14 protein-coding genes are annotated in these 17,757 nt (G+C 43.7%); 5 read left to right on the forward strand and 9 right to left on the reverse strand.

The features are described 5' to 3' along the window. Positions 1–134: 134 nt before the first annotated feature. Positions 135–2,762 (reverse strand): pyruvate, phosphate dikinase, encoded by a 2,628-nt coding sequence (gene ppdK, locus RZO55_RS17325; RefSeq protein WP_318065515.1) that lies wholly within the window; start codon positions 2,760–2,762, stop codon positions 135–137. Positions 2,763–2,986: 224 nt separating this feature from the next. Further along, positions 2,987–4,300 carry an MATE family efflux transporter gene (locus RZO55_RS17330; RefSeq protein ID WP_318065516.1) on the reverse strand — a complete coding sequence of 438 codons (1,314 nt, stop codon included), beginning with the start codon at positions 4,298–4,300 and terminating at the stop codon, positions 2,987–2,989. A gap of 238 nt (positions 4,301–4,538) precedes the next feature. Here RZO55_RS17330 and RZO55_RS17335 point away from each other — a divergent pair, with 238 nt between their 5' ends. The 4 genes from RZO55_RS17335 (at position 4,539) to RZO55_RS17350 (ending at position 9,489) form a co-directional block, all read left to right on the forward strand. Next, the gene (locus tag RZO55_RS17335) at positions 4,539–5,714 is read left to right on the forward strand and encodes a BMP family lipoprotein (protein WP_318065517.1); all 1,176 of its coding nucleotides are present in this window, start codon (positions 4,539–4,541) and stop codon (positions 5,712–5,714) included. 183 nt (positions 5,715–5,897) lie between these two features. Continuing rightward, positions 5,898–7,433 carry an ABC transporter ATP-binding protein gene (locus tag RZO55_RS17340; RefSeq protein ID WP_318065518.1) on the forward strand — a complete coding sequence of 512 codons (1,536 nt, stop codon included), beginning with the start codon at positions 5,898–5,900 and terminating at the stop codon, positions 7,431–7,433. Continuing rightward, positions 7,430–8,539, forward strand: coding sequence for an ABC transporter permease (locus RZO55_RS17345; protein WP_318065519.1), 1,110 nt, complete (start codon positions 7,430–7,432; stop codon positions 8,537–8,539). The genes RZO55_RS17340 and RZO55_RS17345 overlap by 4 nt, the downstream gene beginning before the upstream one ends. Next, complete coding sequence (locus RZO55_RS17350) at positions 8,536–9,489, forward strand: ABC transporter permease (protein ID WP_318065520.1); 954 nt, start codon at positions 8,536–8,538, stop codon at positions 9,487–9,489. The genes RZO55_RS17345 and RZO55_RS17350 overlap by 4 nt, the downstream gene beginning before the upstream one ends. Positions 9,490–9,561: 72 nt before the next feature. Here the strand turns inward: RZO55_RS17350 and RZO55_RS17355 are convergent, their stop codons facing one another. Beyond that, entirely contained in the window at positions 9,562–9,723 is a 162-nt protein-coding gene (locus tag RZO55_RS17355) for a hypothetical protein (protein WP_318065521.1), read from the reverse strand. 54 nt (positions 9,724–9,777) lie between these two features. Between RZO55_RS17355 and RZO55_RS17360 the strand changes: the two genes are divergently transcribed. Continuing rightward, positions 9,778–10,083 (forward strand): cupin domain-containing protein, encoded by a 306-nt coding sequence (locus RZO55_RS17360; RefSeq protein WP_318065522.1) that lies wholly within the window; start codon positions 9,778–9,780, stop codon positions 10,081–10,083. 57 nt (positions 10,084–10,140) lie between these two features. Here RZO55_RS17360 and RZO55_RS17365 read toward each other — a convergent pair whose 3' ends face one another. From RZO55_RS17365 to RZO55_RS17390, 6 genes are read right to left on the reverse strand one after another with little or no spacing between them, the layout of a single operon-like run. After that, positions 10,141–11,529, reverse strand: a complete 1,389-nt coding sequence (locus RZO55_RS17365) for a glycine--tRNA ligase (RefSeq protein WP_318065523.1) — start codon at positions 11,527–11,529, stop codon at positions 10,141–10,143. 14 nt (positions 11,530–11,543) lie between these two features. After that, a complete protein-coding gene (locus tag RZO55_RS17370) occupies positions 11,544–12,173 on the reverse strand; it encodes a hypothetical protein (RefSeq protein WP_318065524.1) in 630 nt (209 codons plus the stop codon). 53 nt (positions 12,174–12,226) lie between these two features. Then, complete coding sequence (gene recO, locus RZO55_RS17375; RefSeq protein ID WP_318065525.1) at positions 12,227–12,892, reverse strand: DNA repair protein RecO; 666 nt, start codon at positions 12,890–12,892, stop codon at positions 12,227–12,229. 15 nt (positions 12,893–12,907) lie between these two features. Further along, complete coding sequence (gene era, locus RZO55_RS17380; RefSeq protein ID WP_318065526.1) at positions 12,908–13,813, reverse strand: GTPase Era; 906 nt, start codon at positions 13,811–13,813, stop codon at positions 12,908–12,910. A 17-nt stretch (positions 13,814–13,830) separates the two neighbouring features. Continuing rightward, positions 13,831–16,755, reverse strand: a complete 2,925-nt coding sequence (locus tag RZO55_RS17385) for an insulinase family protein (RefSeq protein WP_318065527.1) — start codon at positions 16,753–16,755, stop codon at positions 13,831–13,833. A 33-nt stretch (positions 16,756–16,788) separates the two neighbouring features. After that, the gene (locus RZO55_RS17390) at positions 16,789–17,613 is read right to left on the reverse strand and encodes a YdcF family protein (RefSeq protein ID WP_318065528.1); all 825 of its coding nucleotides are present in this window, start codon (positions 17,611–17,613) and stop codon (positions 16,789–16,791) included. Between the last annotated feature and the right edge of the window lie 144 nt (positions 17,614–17,757).

Here is a 17,757-nt window from a genome sequence, read left to right on the forward strand (position 1 = left end):
TTTATCCCCCTCCATATTATCTGTCAATAAAAAAGAGCAAAAAAGAGACCCTCATATAAACGTTTCAGTCAATACAAGGATCTCTATCTTATTCCTGGAAAAAACTATGTTCTTCTCTCAGAGAAAATCTCATCTTACTTATTATTTAAAGCTGCCTGTGCTGCTGCCAGTCTTGCAATCGGCACACGGAACGGTGAGCAGGATACATAATCAAGGCCAATCTTATGGCAGAATTCAACGGAAGAAGGATCTCCGCCGTGCTCGCCGCAGATACCTACATGCATATCAGGACGTACTCCTTTACCTAACTTGATTGCAGTCTCCATCAGCTTGCCTACACCTGTCTGATCCAGTTTTGCAAATGGGTCGCTCTCGAAGATCTTGGTATCGTAGTAAGCGTTTAAGAACTTGCCTGCATCATCACGGGAGAAGCCATAGGTCATCTGAGTTAAGTCATTGGTCCCGAAGCAGAAGAATTCTGCATCTTTTGCAATATCATCCGCAGTCAGTGCTGCTCTCGGTATCTCAATCATGGTTCCTACCTGATATGTTAATTTGCTGCCTGCTGCTGCAATCTCAGCATCTGCAGTCTCAACTACAATCTTCTTCACAAATCGTAATTCCTTCTCATCACAGATCAGAGGAATCATGATTTCAGGACATACATTCCAGTCTGCATGTGCCTTCTGAACGTTGATTGCAGCACGGATTACTGCCTTTGTCTGCATTTTAGCAATCTCAGGATATGTAACAGCAAGACGGCAGCCTCTATGTCCCATCATCGGGTTGAACTCGTGAAGTGAATCAATGATTGTCTTGATCTGCTCTACAGTCTTGCCCTGTGTATCCGCCAGCTTTTTAATATCCTCTTCCTCTGTAGGTACAAACTCATGAAGAGGCGGATCTAAGAAGCGGATGGTAACAGGATTTCCTTCCAGCGCCTCGTAAAGAGCCTCAAAATCACCCTGCTGTACCGGAAGAATCTTCTCCAGTGCTGCTTCTCTCTCCTGAACCGTATCGGAACAGATCATCTCGCGGAATGCGTCGATTCTGTCTCCCTCGAAGAACATGTGCTCAGTACGGCAAAGACCGATTCCCTCTGCACCAAGCTCTCTGGCTTTCTTTGCATCAGCAGGTGTATCTGCATTGGTTCTGACTTTCAGCTTTCTGTATTTATCAGCCCATGACATGATTCTTCCAAACTCTCCGGCAATAGCTGCGTCTACTGTAGGAATAATTCCATCGTAGATCCGTCCGGTAGATCCATCCAGAGAAATCCAGTCTCCTTCGTGGTATTCCTTACCTGCAAGAACGAACTTTTTCGCTGCTTCATTCATGGCAATCTCAGAACAACCGGATACGCAGCAGGTTCCCATTCCTCTGGCAACTACAGCTGCATGGGAGGTCATTCCCCCTCTTACAGTCAGAATACCCTGGGCTGCCTTCATTCCTTCAATATCTTCAGGAGAAGTTTCAAGACGGACTAAAACTACTTTTTCGCCTCGTTCCTTCCATGCTTTCGCATCATCTGCAGTGAATACAATCTTACCGCAGGCTGCTCCAGGAGAAGCAGCAAGTGCCTTTCCAACTGGCTCTGTCTTCTTTAATACTGCTGCATCAAACTGAGGATGAAGCAGAGTATCTAAGTTTCTCGGGTCAATCATCTTAACTGCTTTTTCCTCTGTGATCATAAACTCGTCTACTAAATCACAGGCGATCTTTAAAGCAGCTTTCGCTGTTCTTTTACCATTACGGGTCTGAAGCATATAAAGCTTCTTATCTTCAATAGTAAACTCCATATCCTGCATATCTTTGTAATGATCTTCCAGAATGCTGCAGATACCTACAAATTTGTGATATACTTCCGGCATAACCTCTTTTAACTGTTCGATCTTCTGCGGAGTTCTCACACCGGCAACTACATCTTCTCCCTGGGCATTCATTAAGAATTCTCCCATCAGATGTTTTTCTCCAGTCGCAGGATCACGGGTGAATGCCACACCGGTACCGGAGGTTTCTCCCATGTTTCCAAATGCCATCATCTGAACGTTAACTGCGGTTCCCCAAGAGTAAGGAATATCGTTGTCACGGCGGTAAATGTTCGCTCTCGGGTTGTCCCAGGAACGGAATACGGCTTTGATCGCCTCCATTAACTGCTCTTTGGGATCAATTGGGAAATCGGAACCGATTTTTTTCTTATATTCTTCTTTAAACTGTACTGCAAGCTCTTTTAAATCCTCTGCAGTCAGGTCCACATCCTGGGTCACGCCCTTCTTTTCCTTCATCTCATCAATCAGTTCTTCGAAGTACTTCTTTCCCACTTCCATAACTACATCAGAGAACATCTGGATAAATCTTCTGTAGCAGTCCCATGCCCAGCGGGGATTACCAGATTTTTCAGCAAGCACTTCCACCACCTGCTCATTTAATCCGAGATTTAAGATCGTATCCATCATGCCTGGCATGGATGCCCTGGCTCCGGAACGAACGGAAACCAGAAGAGGATTATCGTTATCACCAAACTTTTTGCCGGTGATTTTTTCCATCTTTTCGATATGATCCATGATCTGCCCCATGATCTCGTCATTAATCGTTTTCCCATCTTCATAATACTGAGTACATACCTCAGTCGTAATCGTAAACCCCTGCGGAACCGGCAGACCTAAATTGGTCATCTCTGCCAGGTTTGCCCCTTTGCCACCTAACAGGTTTTTCATATCTGCACTACCCTCAGTGAACAAATAAACCCATTTTCTTGCCATAAGTAAAATCCTCCTCAAAAGTGTAAATTATGCTGCTCCCCCGCGCTTTCCATTGCGGAAAAGCCCTGAAAGTATTATAGCACAATTAAAGGGGTAGTAAAGAGGTTTTCATTGATTATTTGAAGTAATTTTCTCTTTTTTAAATACAATTGCATTGAAAGCACTTACAAAGTCTGTCTTTTTCCGATATGCGATTTTTGTTCGTATATACGAAAACACATTCGTCAAAGCTCCTGTTTCTTCAACATAATTCGACACGCCGCAAAGGTTATTACTTCTGTCACAGGCATGACTGTCCAGACTCCGGTGATTCCCATGAAAACGGGAAGGAGAAAAACAAGGAAGCTGTTTAATAAAATCCCCCGAAGCAGACAGATTTTAAGAGCATTCCCAGGCTCCATGACTGACTGAAACCATGTTGTGTATAATATATTCATACCCATTGCAGCAAAGGACAAGAAATAAATTCTTATAGCTGGAACTGACATAGCCAGAATTTCTGGGTCAGGCCTTACAAACGCTTCCGTTACCAAAGCCGGAAACAAAAATCCTGTCACTGCGAACACAGCTCCGGATACAGAGGCTGTCCTCTCTGCCAGCTGCCTCACTTTTGTTAACCTGGCCTTTTTACCTGCACCGAAATTCGTTGCCAGAATGGGCTGGACTGCCTGGGAAATACCATTATTAACGGATGATGCAATATAGGAACTGTTGGATATGATTCCGTAAACCACCACTCCCATCTCTCCGGCAATGGAAAGAATCTGGCGGTTAAAGAGGAACGTGACAACCCCATTGCACATATCCAGCAAAAAGCTGGAAATACCGTTTTTCACCACTTCCGCCGCCTGACCGATTTTTGCTCCTGCAACAAATCGCAGGGTATTTTCTTTTGAAACCAGGTGAGTCAGCAGAATCACAAGTGTTAAGGCCGAACCGGTCACAGTGGCCGCCGCAGCCCCTGCCATTCCCATATTCATGGGAAATATGAGTATATAATCCAGGATAATATTAAAAACTCCCCCTGACACTACAGCAGTCATAGAAACTCTGGGAGCTTTATCATTGCGCACAAATACCTGATAAAAGGAAGAAAATAAAAAAGCCGGAGCACCGGAAATCAATATTCTTCCATATTCCTCCACATAAGGGCCCATCGTTTCATTACTTCCCAGAAACCTGGTCACAGGAGTAAAAAGCACATGCCCCAAAACTGTATAAACTGTACTCATCACAACAGCCATTAAAAATGCAGCCGTATAATACTGATTTGCAGCTAAATCATTCATTTTCCCTTTTGATACTGAAAGGAGGATTCCTCCGCCTGCTCCAAACAGCATACCTGTGGCAAAAAAAAGACTGAACAGGGGCAGCAGTATATTTAGTGCGGCAATTCCAATGGCTCCCACACCTCTTCCAATCATCAGAGTGTCTGCTACTATATAAATTGATGTGACCATTGTTGCACTAATTGAGGGAAGAAGGTATCTTGCAAATAATTTATTCACAGGATCTTCCAGTAAATTTACTTGTTTCATAATTAAGTCTCCTTGCATCATTCTTAAAATAGTTTAACATAATTTAATTAAATAACAAGGAAAAAGAGGAAAGAGCCTGTTAACATTTAAAAGTAAAATCATTTCCTTTAAAATAACTGATATTTTTATCTTAGTTTTTCATCAAAATATCGTCGATTAAGATTGTCTCCATTGCCAAAATATGATACATTAAAGGTATCTCTGAAAATCTATTAATAACAGGAGGAAAAATAGAATTATGAAGAAAAGAGCTCTCGCATTAGCTATGGCAGTCATGATGGCTGCAACACTCAGCGCATGTGGTTCTTCCAACTCTGGAACCGCCACAACAGCTGCCTCTTCCGCAGAAACCACCACTGCAGCAGAAAAAGCTGCGGAAACCACTGGTGCAACTTCTGTAAAGTCTGATTCATCAGACGGATATGAACTGGCGCTGGTAACTGACCTTGGTACTATCGACGACAAATCATTTAACCAGGGTGCTTGGGAAGGTATGAAAAAGTACGCAGAGGAGAACAAGATTTCCTACAAGTACTATCAGCCTCAGGAAGGTACCACAGATTCTTATTTAGAAACAATTGGTCTTGCTATTGAAGGCGGAGCCAAATTAGTTGTATGCCCTGGCTACTTATTTGAAGAGCCGGTATTCCTTGCACAGGATCAGTATAAAGATGTACACTTTATTCTTCTTGACGGAGAACCACACAACGGGGATTATTCTGAATATAAGACTGAATCCAATGTTATGCCTATCCTGTTCCAGGAGGACGAGCCTGGTTTCTTAGCTGGTTATGCTGCAGTAAAAGACGGCAATACTAAGCTTGGCTTCTTAGGCGGTATGGCAGTTCCTGCAGTAATCCGTTATGGTTACGGATTTGCTGAGGGTGCAGATTACGCTGCGAAAGAAATGGGCATTGACAATGTTGAGATTATGTACAACTATACCGGTGCTTTCGCTGCTACTCCGGAAGCACAGTCCATGGCTGCATCCTGGTATCAGAACGGAACAGAAGTCATCTTCGGCTGCGGCGGTGCTGTTGGCAACTCTGTTATGGCTGCTGCTCAGGAAAAGGGCAAAAAAGTAATCGGTGTTGATGTAGACCAGAGCTTCGAATCTGATACAGTTATCACTTCTGCCATGAAACAGCTTTCCGTTTCTGTATACGATGGTGTGAAGGCTTTCTATGACGACAAGTTCCCAGGCGGCGAGACAAGTATTTTCTCAGCTAAGAATGATGGTATTGGTCTTCCTATGGAAACTTCCAAGTTCACCAAATTTACAAAAGATGATTACACTAAAATTCTCGGTGAATTAAAGGATGGCAAGGTAACCCTGGTACAGCCGTCCCAGGATAATAACGATCCGACCAAAGACTTAAAGCTTGAAAAAACAAAAATTAACTTTGTAGAATAATCCGAAGAGGTAGCCCCTTCGGGATACCACGATGTCAGACAGCTGACATACCAAGGAAAGGAGATGCCGTTTGATTCACCAGTCATATCAGATCTGGTCTCTTACGGCATCTTCTTTTTGATTCAGAACTTTATTAACCTGGTACCGGGTCCCAGAGATAGGTACCGAAGTAAGGGGGATTTTATGGACTACATTATTGAGATGCTTCATATCACAAAAGAATTTCCCGGTATCATCGCCAATGATGACATTACACTTCAGCTGAAAAAAGGTGAGATACACGCCCTCCTCGGAGAAAACGGAGCAGGTAAATCCACTCTCATGAGTGTTTTATTCGGATTATACCAGCCCGAAAAAGGTACGATCCGGGTTCGTGGTAACGAAGAAAAAATCACAGGTCCGCTGGATGCCAATGCACTTGGTATCGGCATGGTGCACCAGCATTTTAAGCTGGTAGAGAATTTTACAGTTTTACAAAATATTGTACTTGGTATGGAAATGACCAGACATGGATTCTTAAAAATGGATGATTCCCGAAAAAAGGTTATGGAATTAAGCGAAAAGTACAAACTTTTTGTAGATCCGGATGCATTGATATCTGATATTACTGTCGGTATGCAGCAAAGGGTTGAGATCTTAAAAATGCTGTACCGGGACAATGAAATCATGATATTTGATGAACCTACCGCAGTTTTAACCCCTCAGGAAATCGATGAACTGATGCAGATCATGCGGGATCTTGTAAAGGAAGGAAAATCCATTCTGTTCATCACACATAAGCTCAATGAAATCAAGGCGGTCGCAGACCGCTGTTCCGTTCTGCGCCGCGGTAAATATATTGGAACTGTAGATGTGGCAGATACCTCCAGGGAAGAGATGTCAGAGATGATGGTGGGCCGTAAGGTCAATTTAACCATTCAGAAAAAAGCATCTGAACCTGGCGAAGTAGTGTTAGAGGTAAACGATTTATCCGTAGAAGCCAAACGGGAAGGACAGACCAAAAAGCTGGTTCATGATGTCTCCTTTCAGGTAAGGAGAGGTGAAATCGTCTGTATTGCCGGAATCGACGGCAATGGGCAGACAGAGCTGATCCATGCAATCACCGGCCTTTCTGATCCAAATTCCGGTTCTGTCTTAATTAACAGAGAGGATATGACGAAAAAAAGTATCCGGTATAAAAACACCCATGGACTCTCCCACATACCGGAGGACCGTCACAAACATGGTCTTGTACTGGAATACAACCTGGCATACAATCTGGTTCTCCAGCAGTACTTCGATAAGGAATTCCAGAGCGGTTCATTTTTAAAGAATGACCAGATCTTTGATTATGCACAGAAGCTGATTGAAAATTATGATATCCGAAGCAGTGAGGGACCCTTTACCACCACGCGCAGCATGTCCGGCGGCAATCAGCAGAAGGCAATTGTTGCCAGGGAGATCTCAAAGGCACCGGACATTCTTCTTGCAGTACAGCCTACCAGAGGACTGGATGTTGGTGCCATTGAATATATTCACAACCAGTTGGTAAAGCAGCGAGATGCAGGTGCCGCAATTTTACTGATATCGCTGGAATTGGATGAAGTTATGAATTTAAGCGACCGTATTTTAGTCATGTTCGAAGGTGGCATTGTGGCCGACTTAGACCCACAGAACATTACAGTTCAGGAATTAGGTCTTTATATGGCAGGCGCTAAGAAAGAAGGTGGCAAAATATGAAACCGAAACAGATCAAAGATCATACAGGTATCGTCTCTTCCATTTTCGCCATTATTCTGGGTCTGATTGTGGGACTGATAATCCTGTTTTTGTGTAACAGAGAGCAGGCGCTTCCAGGATTTGCTACCATATTAACAGGAGCCTTTACCCACGGTTCCAAGGGGATCGGTCAGGTATTCTATTATGCTACCCCGATTATTCTCACCGGTCTTTCCGTAGGATTCGCATTTAAAACCGGTCTCTTTAACATCGGTACTCCCGGTCAGTTTATCATGGGAGGTTTTGGAGCCGTCTACGTGGGCATTCTCTGGACTTCACTGGGACCGGTTCACTGGATTGCAGCCCTGGCTGCCAGCGTGCTCATGGGCGCATTGTGGGGACTGGTGCCTGGAATATTAAAGGCTTACTACAACGTGAATGAAGTAATTGCCTCTATTATGATGAATTATATCGGCATGTATCTGGTAAACTGGATTACCAAGAGCTACAAACCGCTGTTTAACAATCTGCGGAATGAATCAAAGAACGTGGCTGCTACTGCCAACATTCCAAAGATGGGTCTGGATAAGATTTTTCAGGGCTCCAGTGTCAACGGCGGGATTATAATCGCCATACTGGTTGTCATTCTCATCTGGGTGGTTCTAAATAAAACCACATTCGGTTATGAATTAAAAGCTGTGGGCTTTAACCGGGATGCCAGCAAATTTGCCGGTATTGATGAAAAGAAAAGCATCATACTTTCCATGGTAATTGCAGGAGCCATTGCAGGGCTTGCAGGCGGACTTCTGTTTCTTGCAGGTACAGGAAAGCATATTGAAATTAAAGATGTGCTCCCTTCGGAAGGCTTTACAGGTATTTCCGTCGCACTCCTTGGTCTGAATAATCCCATCGGGGTTCTGTTCTCCGGAATTTTTATTGCATACCTGACAGCAGGCGGCTTCTATTTACAGTTGTTTGAATTTTCAACGGAAATTATTGATATAATCGTTGCAGTTATCATTTACTTCAGTGCCTTTGCCCTGATGGTTAAGATTATTATGTCAAAGTTTATGAGCCAGAAAAATACAAACTCAAACGAAACAGAGAAAGGAGGAACGAAATCATGAATGTTATTTATTTTATTTTTCAGCAGACCATGTATTTCATGATTCCTCTCATGATCGTTGCCCTTGGAGCGATGTTTTCGGAACGCAGCGGTATTATCAATATCGCACTGGAAGGTATTATGACCATGGGCGCTTTTACCGGAATTCTGTTTTTAAATTTAACAGGGAATACCATGAGCGGCCAGCTTCAGCTGATTGCCGCCATCTTAATTTCCATGGGAACGGGAATGATATTCTCTCTGTTCCATGCTTACGCCTCCATCAATATGAAATCAAACCAGGTAATCAGCGGTACTGCCTTAAACATGTTCGCTCCTGCTTTTGCAATTTTTATAGCCCGTGTTATTCAGGGTGTACAGCAGGTTCCGTTTAACAACACCTTCCGCATCGTCTCAGTCCCGGTATTAGGAAGTATTCCTTTTATCGGACCACTGTTATTTCAGAATACTTATATTACCACATACGTTGGTATAATCATCTTTCTTTTATCTGCAGTTGTTTTATACCGGACCCGATTTGGTTTAAGACTTCGTGCATGCGGGGAACATCCTCAGGCAGCCGATTCCGCAGGAATTAACGTTTACCGTATGCAGTACGCAGGTGTTCTGATTTCAGGAGCGTTAGGCGGTCTGGGTGGCCTGGTATTTGTAGTACCAACTTCCACCAACTTTAATGCTGACGTGGCTGGATACGGTTTCCTGGCTCTGGCAGTATTAATCTTCGGTCAGTGGAAACCCGTGAATATTATGCTGTGCTCTCTTTTCTTCGGACTGATGAAGGCAATCGCTTCCTCCTATTCCGGAATTCCTCTTTTAAGCGCTCTGGGGATTCCAAGCTACTTCTACAAAATGGTTCCTTATATCATAACATTAATTGTACTTGTCTTTACCTCAAAGAATTCCCAGGCTCCAAAAGCGGAAGGAATTCCTTACGACAAAGGACAGAGATAACGAATATGCCGCAGGACCGGTTAATCCAACTGGATTATGGCCTGCGGCATTTTATTTTTTCCTTTTTCAAAGTCACTGATAAAGAATACTGCCATATAATACAATACAGAATACGAAAAGAGTGATCTCATAATGTCTGATTGTGATTCCTTTTGTAATGCCAACTGCCACCACTCCTATAATTCCTGGGATGTCACTGACTACGGACCTACTCCTCTCATTCTTAATATCCATGACGAAACATTAAGAAATCCTTCCTTTCGGACAACAAGATGGACAGGACAACATATGCAGCTTACTTTAATGAGTATTCCTGTGGATTATGAAATTGGTGCGGAAACCCATCCCAATGAGGATCAGTATTTGTGTGTGATAGACGGTGATGGAATTATTTATATGGGTGACAGTCCATATAACCTTTTTTACTCACACCCGCTGGACAATGGCTGCGCAGTTTTAATTCCCGCCAATATCTGGCATAATCTGATTAATACCGGAGACCGCCCTCTGAAACTCTATTGTATCTATGCTCCAGTTGTCCATCAACCGGAAACCGTGCACTGGACTAAACGAGAATCTGATTTGGAAAAGTAAATTCAAAAGGTGCAGGAAAAGGCATCAGCCCCTTACCTGCACCCTGATCTTCAGTTATTAAAAACAGAATTTATCTTCGAAATAGCTCTTAAGTTCTGCAATAGGAACTCTTACCTGATTCATGGTATCACGGTCACGGACGGTGACTGCGTGATCTTCTTCTGAATCAAAGTCATAGGTAATACAGAATGGTGTACCGATCTCATCCTGTCTTCTGTAACGTTTTCCGATATTTCCCCTGTCATCAAATTCACAGTTATAGTATCTGCGCAGCTCATCAAATACTTTCTCTGCCCCTTCATTCAATTTCTTGGACAATGGAAGGACTCCAATCTTAACCGGAGCAATTGCTGGATGGAAATGAAGAACTGTACGCACATCGCCTTCTGCGATCTCTTCCTCATCGTAAGCAGCGCAAAGGAAGGCAAGTGTCACGCGGTCAGCTCCCAGTGACGGTTCTATTACATATGGAATATAACGTTCCTTTTTCTCATCGTCAAAATAGGTTAAGTCCTGACCAGAGGTATTCTGGTGCTGGGTTAAGTCATAATCGGTTCTGTCAGCAATTCCCCATAATTCACCCCAGCCGAAGGGGAATAAGAATTCAATATCTGAGGTTGCCTTGCTGTAGAAGGAAAGCTCTTCCTTTTCATGGTCTCTGACACGCATCTCATCATCCTTGATGCCTAAGTTTTTTAACCAGCTGACGCAGAACTCTTTCCAATAAGCAAACCACTCTAAATCGGTATCAGGCTCACAGAAGAACTCCAGCTCCATCTGTTCAAATTCTCTGGTACGGAAGGTAAAGTTTCCAGGTGTAATTTCGTTACGGAAGGACTTACCAATCTGTCCGATTCCAAATGGAATTTTCTTACGGGAAGTTCTCTGAACATTCTTAAAGTTTACAAAGATACCCTGTGCTGTCTCTGGTCTTAAATAAACCGTGTTTTTCGCATCCTCTGTAACTCCCTGAAAAGTCTTGAACATTAAGTTGAACTGACGGATATCGGTAAAGTCATGTTTTCCGCAGCTGGGGCAGCAGATATTTTTCTCATCGATGTATGCTTTCATCTCTTCCTGAGACCACGCGTCAACGGAACCTTCTATGGTAATTCCATGTTCACTCATGTAATCTTCGATCAGCTTATCCGCGCGGAAACGCTCCTTACATGCCTTGCAATCCATGAGAGGGTCGGAAAATCCACCTAAGTGGCCGGAAGCGATCCAGGTCTGGGAATTCATCAGGATTGCACAGTCCACTCCTACGTTATAGGGACTTTCCTGGATAAACTTCTGCCACCAGGCTTTCTTAACATTATTCTTTAATTCTACTCCCAGATTGCCGTAATCCCAGGTATTTGCAAGACCTCCGTAAATTTCTGAGCCCGGATATACGAATCCTCTTGACTTTGCCAGTCCCACTATCTTTTCCATTGTCTTTTCCATGATCTTAACCTCTCTTATTTATAAATAATGTAGCTTTTTCCCTTTGTTGTCTGTACTGTATGTTTATCTTTTATTACCACATTGTCAGAGACAAACAATATCTTTCCCTGGGTCTGTATGGTTAACGGATTTTCCGACGTCACTATTATCGCCTGATTTTCTCCTCTTTTCAACAATGATTTCCTGTCTGCCTTTTTCCCGTCTGAAGCTTTTATAAAGGTCATCCCCTCTGATTCGCTCTGGCCGTAGACGTCAGTCAGTCTGCTTACTGCAATGGATTCCACCTGATTTGCCTTATCTTCATACTTGGCTGTAAATCCAATCAGTGCCTCAGGGGAAGCATAATGAAACATCATCCTTGCCGTTCCGTTATCCAGAGTACAGGAGTCTAAGGTTACCTGGTCCTGACCATTTTCCCCGTTATAACTGGAAACTGCTTCGTCCAGAAATGATTTCAGTTCATCTGCACTGTAATAATCCTGCTGCGCATAAGATTCCACCGTTGCAGTCTGAAAGGTTCCTTCTTCTGTTACAAAAATTCTGCTGCTCTCTGAATTCAGGGTACTGCTGCCGCCAATTCCCAGACAGCCTGTCATCATACCTGCTGCCAGCACAGCCGCCAGAACCGCTTTTCTCTTTTTCATCCAAATTCCTCCTGCATTTGCACATATGAGAGCATTATACCAAATGCTGCCTGTCATTTCAATACTTTACTCCCCATCATAGTCTGCAAAATCTCCAGAGAATGAAACTCCCGGTCTACGTACCGTTTTTTATTGATTTCCACGCATCGGGAGAATTCCAAAAGTACTGGTTCCGTCAGGGTAAAGGTATATAAATGCTCCATTGGGGAAGCGATCACATACTCCCAGGCATAGTGAGCCGAATCACTTACCTGCCGGGGGGGCTGCTCCGTATATTCTCCGTTTAATACCATGGCCTTCAGTTCAAATATCCGCTGGACCATCTGATTATTTAGAGCAGGCTTTAAAAGAGCTCTTACTGACTGGTATAAAAGCTTTAAGAATCCAGTCCCATCGATATTTTCCCTGGAATAGTAATCTGCAAATTCCAGAAAGTAGGAGCCATAGCAGGTGCATTCCATATCTGCTGCCAGCTCATCAAAATAATTGGAGATTTCCGCAGACTGGAGCGTATAGGAATCCCTGCCTGCGTAAAGGGAAAACTGGCCAAAGGCGAAGGGCCTGGCCACCGCCATAAACGGATTGCCGGGTCTTCTCGCTCCTCTGGCAAATGCGGTGACCTTCCCTCGTTGTCTGGTCAGTATTACAAGACGTTTATCCATCTCTCCTACTGGAGATACCTTGATTACCATCCCCGTCAGTTTCTCTGTTTCCCTCAATGTTAACCACCACTTTTAAATATCCTTCTGGCTATACCCATAATTTTTCATATACAGTTCACTATCACGCCATTCTTTGCGGACTTTGACCCAGAGCTGCAAATTCACTTTCATCTCCAGCTGGTTTTCAATTTCCCGGCGCGCCGCACTTCCGATCTTCTTTAACATGGAACCGCCTTTTCCGATGACGATTCCCTTGTGGGATTCCCTTTCACAGACAATGTTAGCTTCGATATCCATGATTCCGTTGTCCCGTTCCTTCATCTTTTCTACTGTCACAGCAATTCCGTGGGGGATCTCATCGTTTAACAGGCGAAGAGCCTTTTCCCGGATCAGCTCTGCAGAAATCTGGCGCATAGGCTGATCTGTTACCGTATCTTCATCATAATACTGGGGACCTTCCGGAAGATACTTATAAATCAGCTCCAGCATTAAATCCGTATTCTTATCCTTTAGTGCGGAAACAGGAACAATCTCCGCAAACTTGCAGATATCCTTATAGGCGTTTATGAACGTAAGAATCTCTTCCTGATTCTTCACCGTATCGATCTTATTGATGACCAGAATAACTGGTGTTTTTACCTGGTTTAACTGCTCTGCGATATGCTGCTCCCCGGCACCGATAAAGGTGGAGGGTTCCACCAGCCACAGCACTACGTCCACTTCCTTTAACGTATGCTCTGCTACATTCACCATATATTCTCCAAGCTTGTTTTTCGCCTTGTGAATTCCAGGGGTATCATGAAATATGATCTGCCCCCTGTCATCCGTATATACAGTCTGAATTTTGTTTCTTGTAGTCTGTGGCTTATCTGATGTTATGGCAATTTTCTGCCCGATTAAATGATTCATCAGGGTAGATTTCCCCACATTTGGGCGTCCAATTAAGGAAACGAAGCCAGATTTATAGTTATGATCCATATAGTTTCTCCTTTGTGTTATGAATGGAATAAATTCTTAGTCTCTGCAAACATAGCGTGATCCGCTGTGATTCTCTCTTCATTGCCGATCACACAGAGACTGTTGGTGCTTAATACCGCTTTTACGATAGAGGCCAGGTTCCTGATATCTTCCTGGGACGCATCTAACACCTCTTCCCGCTCTTTTATCATCATCTCTTTGGTCACACCTGATATATAAGCGGACAGGCCGCGGTTTCCTTTGGTAGACGGCGGATACGGCACATCCATATCGCTGATGGTTCCGATTACATATTTGGTCATATCCCGGTCTTCTACCTGGAAGTTTTCTAAATATTCCACCACACCTTCATAGATACGGTTTGTTTCTTTTAAATTAGGGTCACGGTAGGAAACGAAATAGCCCTCGCCGGAACGGCCGAATCCGCTCATGCAGCCATACGCGCCTCCTTTAACTCTTAGATTGATCCAAAGGTAATCGTAGCTTAAAATAACTTTTAATATCTTTAATGCCCCGGTATATTTAAGTCCTGTGCCTGCAAAGGTTCCGCACCTTGCCACATAGTTAACCTGGGAAGCCGTTGTAAATCCTTCATTTCTGTTTCCTGACGGATAAAGAAACGGAAGGCGCACATCATCTCCGGAAGGCAGAGCATCAGTCAGCTTTTTCATCGCATCGGGCAGAAGGGCATAACCTTCCTCATCAGCCGTATAGCTTACCAGCATATTGCCGGTTGTAAAGAGCTTTTTCACCACGGACTGAAATCTGGCAATGAACATTTTCTTATTGGCTGGATACTCCTTATCCAGCTTCTCTAAAAATTCATAATATCCGATACCGCCTGTTATATCATTAAAATATGCAGCCGGCGAAAAATAGGATGTGGCTCTTGCCACTGCTGCGGAGTGGCAGGAACCCTCCAGTTTCATTCTTGCTCTGGATCTTGTTTCGCTGATTACTTCTCCCACCCGCTTATCATCATCTAAGAGAGAACGTGTCAGGATTTCATTGAGAATGGAAAAACCGAAGTCGATCTTATCATAAAGTACTCTGGCGCTTGCCATAAAATAACCTTTAAACTGGCCTCTGTTCTTTAAATCAGGATAGGACGTGACGCTGAAGCTGACACCCCCGCTGTTTAAATGAATCTCACTGGTCAAATCACCATAGGTGTAGTTTTCTGTATTCACATAACCCAGCAGAGACTTTAAAAATCCTGCATAGGGTAAATCCTCCATGGAAAGAACCGAGGTGTCAAAGAGCACCTTTAAATACCCGATTCCGGAGCTGGACATCCCATGATGGATGACCTTAACCCCATGAACCTCCTTCTCCTCCCAGATAATCTGTTCCGGTTCCCTGTTTATATCCTCTCTGGAAAGCATGGGAATCTTCTCTAATTCCTCCTGTGGAGAGGGGATTTCCTGATATTCTTTTAATGCTTTTGTCTGTTCAATTAACCGGCCAATCTCTGCTTCTGAAAGAGAAGCCTTATATTCTGCAAGCTTTCCTGCCGTCTTTTTATCTTCCTGGGCTGTTAAGTTCTTCTTCGGACTGACAGTCAACACTGCCTCGAACGGATTATCCAGCAGATATTCCCGGATCAGCTGTTCAAAATATCCGTCATCTACAACCTTCTTCAAATAATCAAACGTAGCCTGGTACTGTAAATGAGTCATGGGATCACCATCATAAAGCCAGCTGTCCATACACTGCAGACCGTACATCAGACCCTTGGGTGCTGAACCGTAATCCGCTTCCCGATAACGGAATTCGTAATAATTCATCCCCGCCTTTAAGCTCTTTTTATTAATTCCTTCATCTGCCAGTTTTCTCAAGGTCCCCTTGATCACAGCCAGAAATTCACCCAGCTGCTCTTTGCTGGCGTTTTTTGCGATGACAGTAAAATATGGCTGCAGAATTCCGTTGTTATACCCGCCGATAATGTCCTGTCCAATCCCTGCATCAATCAGCGCCTGCTTTAATGGAGCGCCTGGTGCATCGAGAAGGGTATATTCAAGAATCTGGAATGCCACATACAGTCTGGGGTCCAAATCGGTTCCCACTACGGTATTGATGGAAAGATAGGTGGCGTTCTCTTCGGATTCTCCTTCTGTTATGGAATAGTAAGTCTCCTCCTGCACCGGATTCTCAAACGGCTTCTGTCTTCCGATTCCGGAGTCCACCTCAGTCTTGTCATATCGGCTTAAATACTCCTTATCCAGCCACGTAAGTTTCTCCTCCATATCCATATCACCGTACAGGTAGATATAGCTGTTAGAAGGATGATAATATTTTCTGTGGAAATTCAAAAAATCCTCATAAGTCAGGTCAGGAATGAAGGAGGGGTCTCCGCCGGACTCCTGGCCATAGCAGTTATCCGGGAAAAGCACCTTTCTGGTAAACCGGTCAAGGACCTCTTCCGGCGAGGAAAAAGCACCCTTCATCTCATTGTAAACCACTCCGTTATAGATCAGATCGGAATCTTTGCTCTCCAGCTCATAATGCCACCCTTCCTGCATAAAGATTTTCTCTTCCTTATAGATATTTGGATGAAGTACAGCATCCATATAAACATTCATCAGATTATGAAAATCCTTTTCATTGCAGCTGGCAATCGGATATACTGTCTTATCCGGATATGTCATGGCATTTAAAAATGTGTTAAGGGAACCCTTAACCAGTTCCACAAACGGGTCCTTTACCGGAAACTTATCGGAACCACATAAAACACTGTGCTCCAGAATATGAGCCACTCCCGTGCTGTCCTTGGGAGGAGTCCGAAATCCAATGTTAAATACCTTGTTTTCGTCGTCACATGGTATGATAAATATTCTGGCTCCGCTTTTTTTGTGATGGAGTACGCATCCTGTAGCGTTTAACTCCACAATTTCTTTTTCCTCAACAACCTCATAGGCTGCAAGATTTTTAAACTGATTCATATATAATTTCTTCCTCCTGAAATACTGTATTAATTACATATTACCCACTAATTTGTCTTTTAATATAGCTGCGCATTCCCTCACACAAAAATGTATAAAAAGAACTGGATCTGAGCCGCATGATATCCCGTAAATATCAGGTATTCCCCATTTTTCTGCAATCTGCTCTGCACGGAATACATGAAAATCGCTGGTCAGCACGCCTACTCTTATGGGCTTATCCGGCACTTCTTCAAAGGCTCCCGGAATTATAATATCCGGGCCGTTCTGCCTGTGGGCCTTCTTCCTTGCCTGATCCTCTTCAATGGCTACACGGCTGTATGCAATATTCTCAACTGTACTATAGGAACGTGTCTCCAAAATAAGCTGCTCTTCTCTCACACCGTTATACACCAGATAATCTCTCATGGCAACTGCCTCAGCAACCGGTTCATCCTCACCCTTCGCACCAGATAACACCAGGATTGTGCCCGGGTTTTTATCCGCATATTCCACTGCCTTATCCAGACGTTTTTTTAAGGACTTGCTGATTCCGGTATCCTTGACTCTGGCCCCCAGTACGATCACATAGTCCAGATTTGATGTATCACGGGCAGCTACTCCGGTAAATACCAGAATTTCGACCAAAGCAAATACCAGGACTCCGGTACAGCACATGGTAACAACCGAAACCGGAAGCCATAGGGGCACCTTATCCTTATGCTTTATATAAGCTTCCCATCCTGCTGCCAATCCCATGCATATGACTGCAAAAAACAGCCAAATCAGGGAAAAAGAAGTGGTTAAGCCTGAATAAACGATAATCACAATATAATAAATGACACATAAAACAGCTGTCAGCCATAACATCCATATCATAGGTAAGCCTCCGCTCTGCTAACTTCTTTCTATCATCCATGTAGACATTGTATAGCATACCACAATATGGCAGTTTCTACAACAGCCACACATCGCCCGGGGAAAAGAAAAACACCGTCCGGCTGAGTAATCTGCCATACCGGA

Origin of the sequence: Clostridium boliviensis, from assembly GCF_033342255.1 — a bacterium.
Taxonomy (GTDB): Bacteria; Bacillota; Clostridia; order Lachnospirales; family Lachnospiraceae; genus Lacrimispora; species Lacrimispora boliviensis.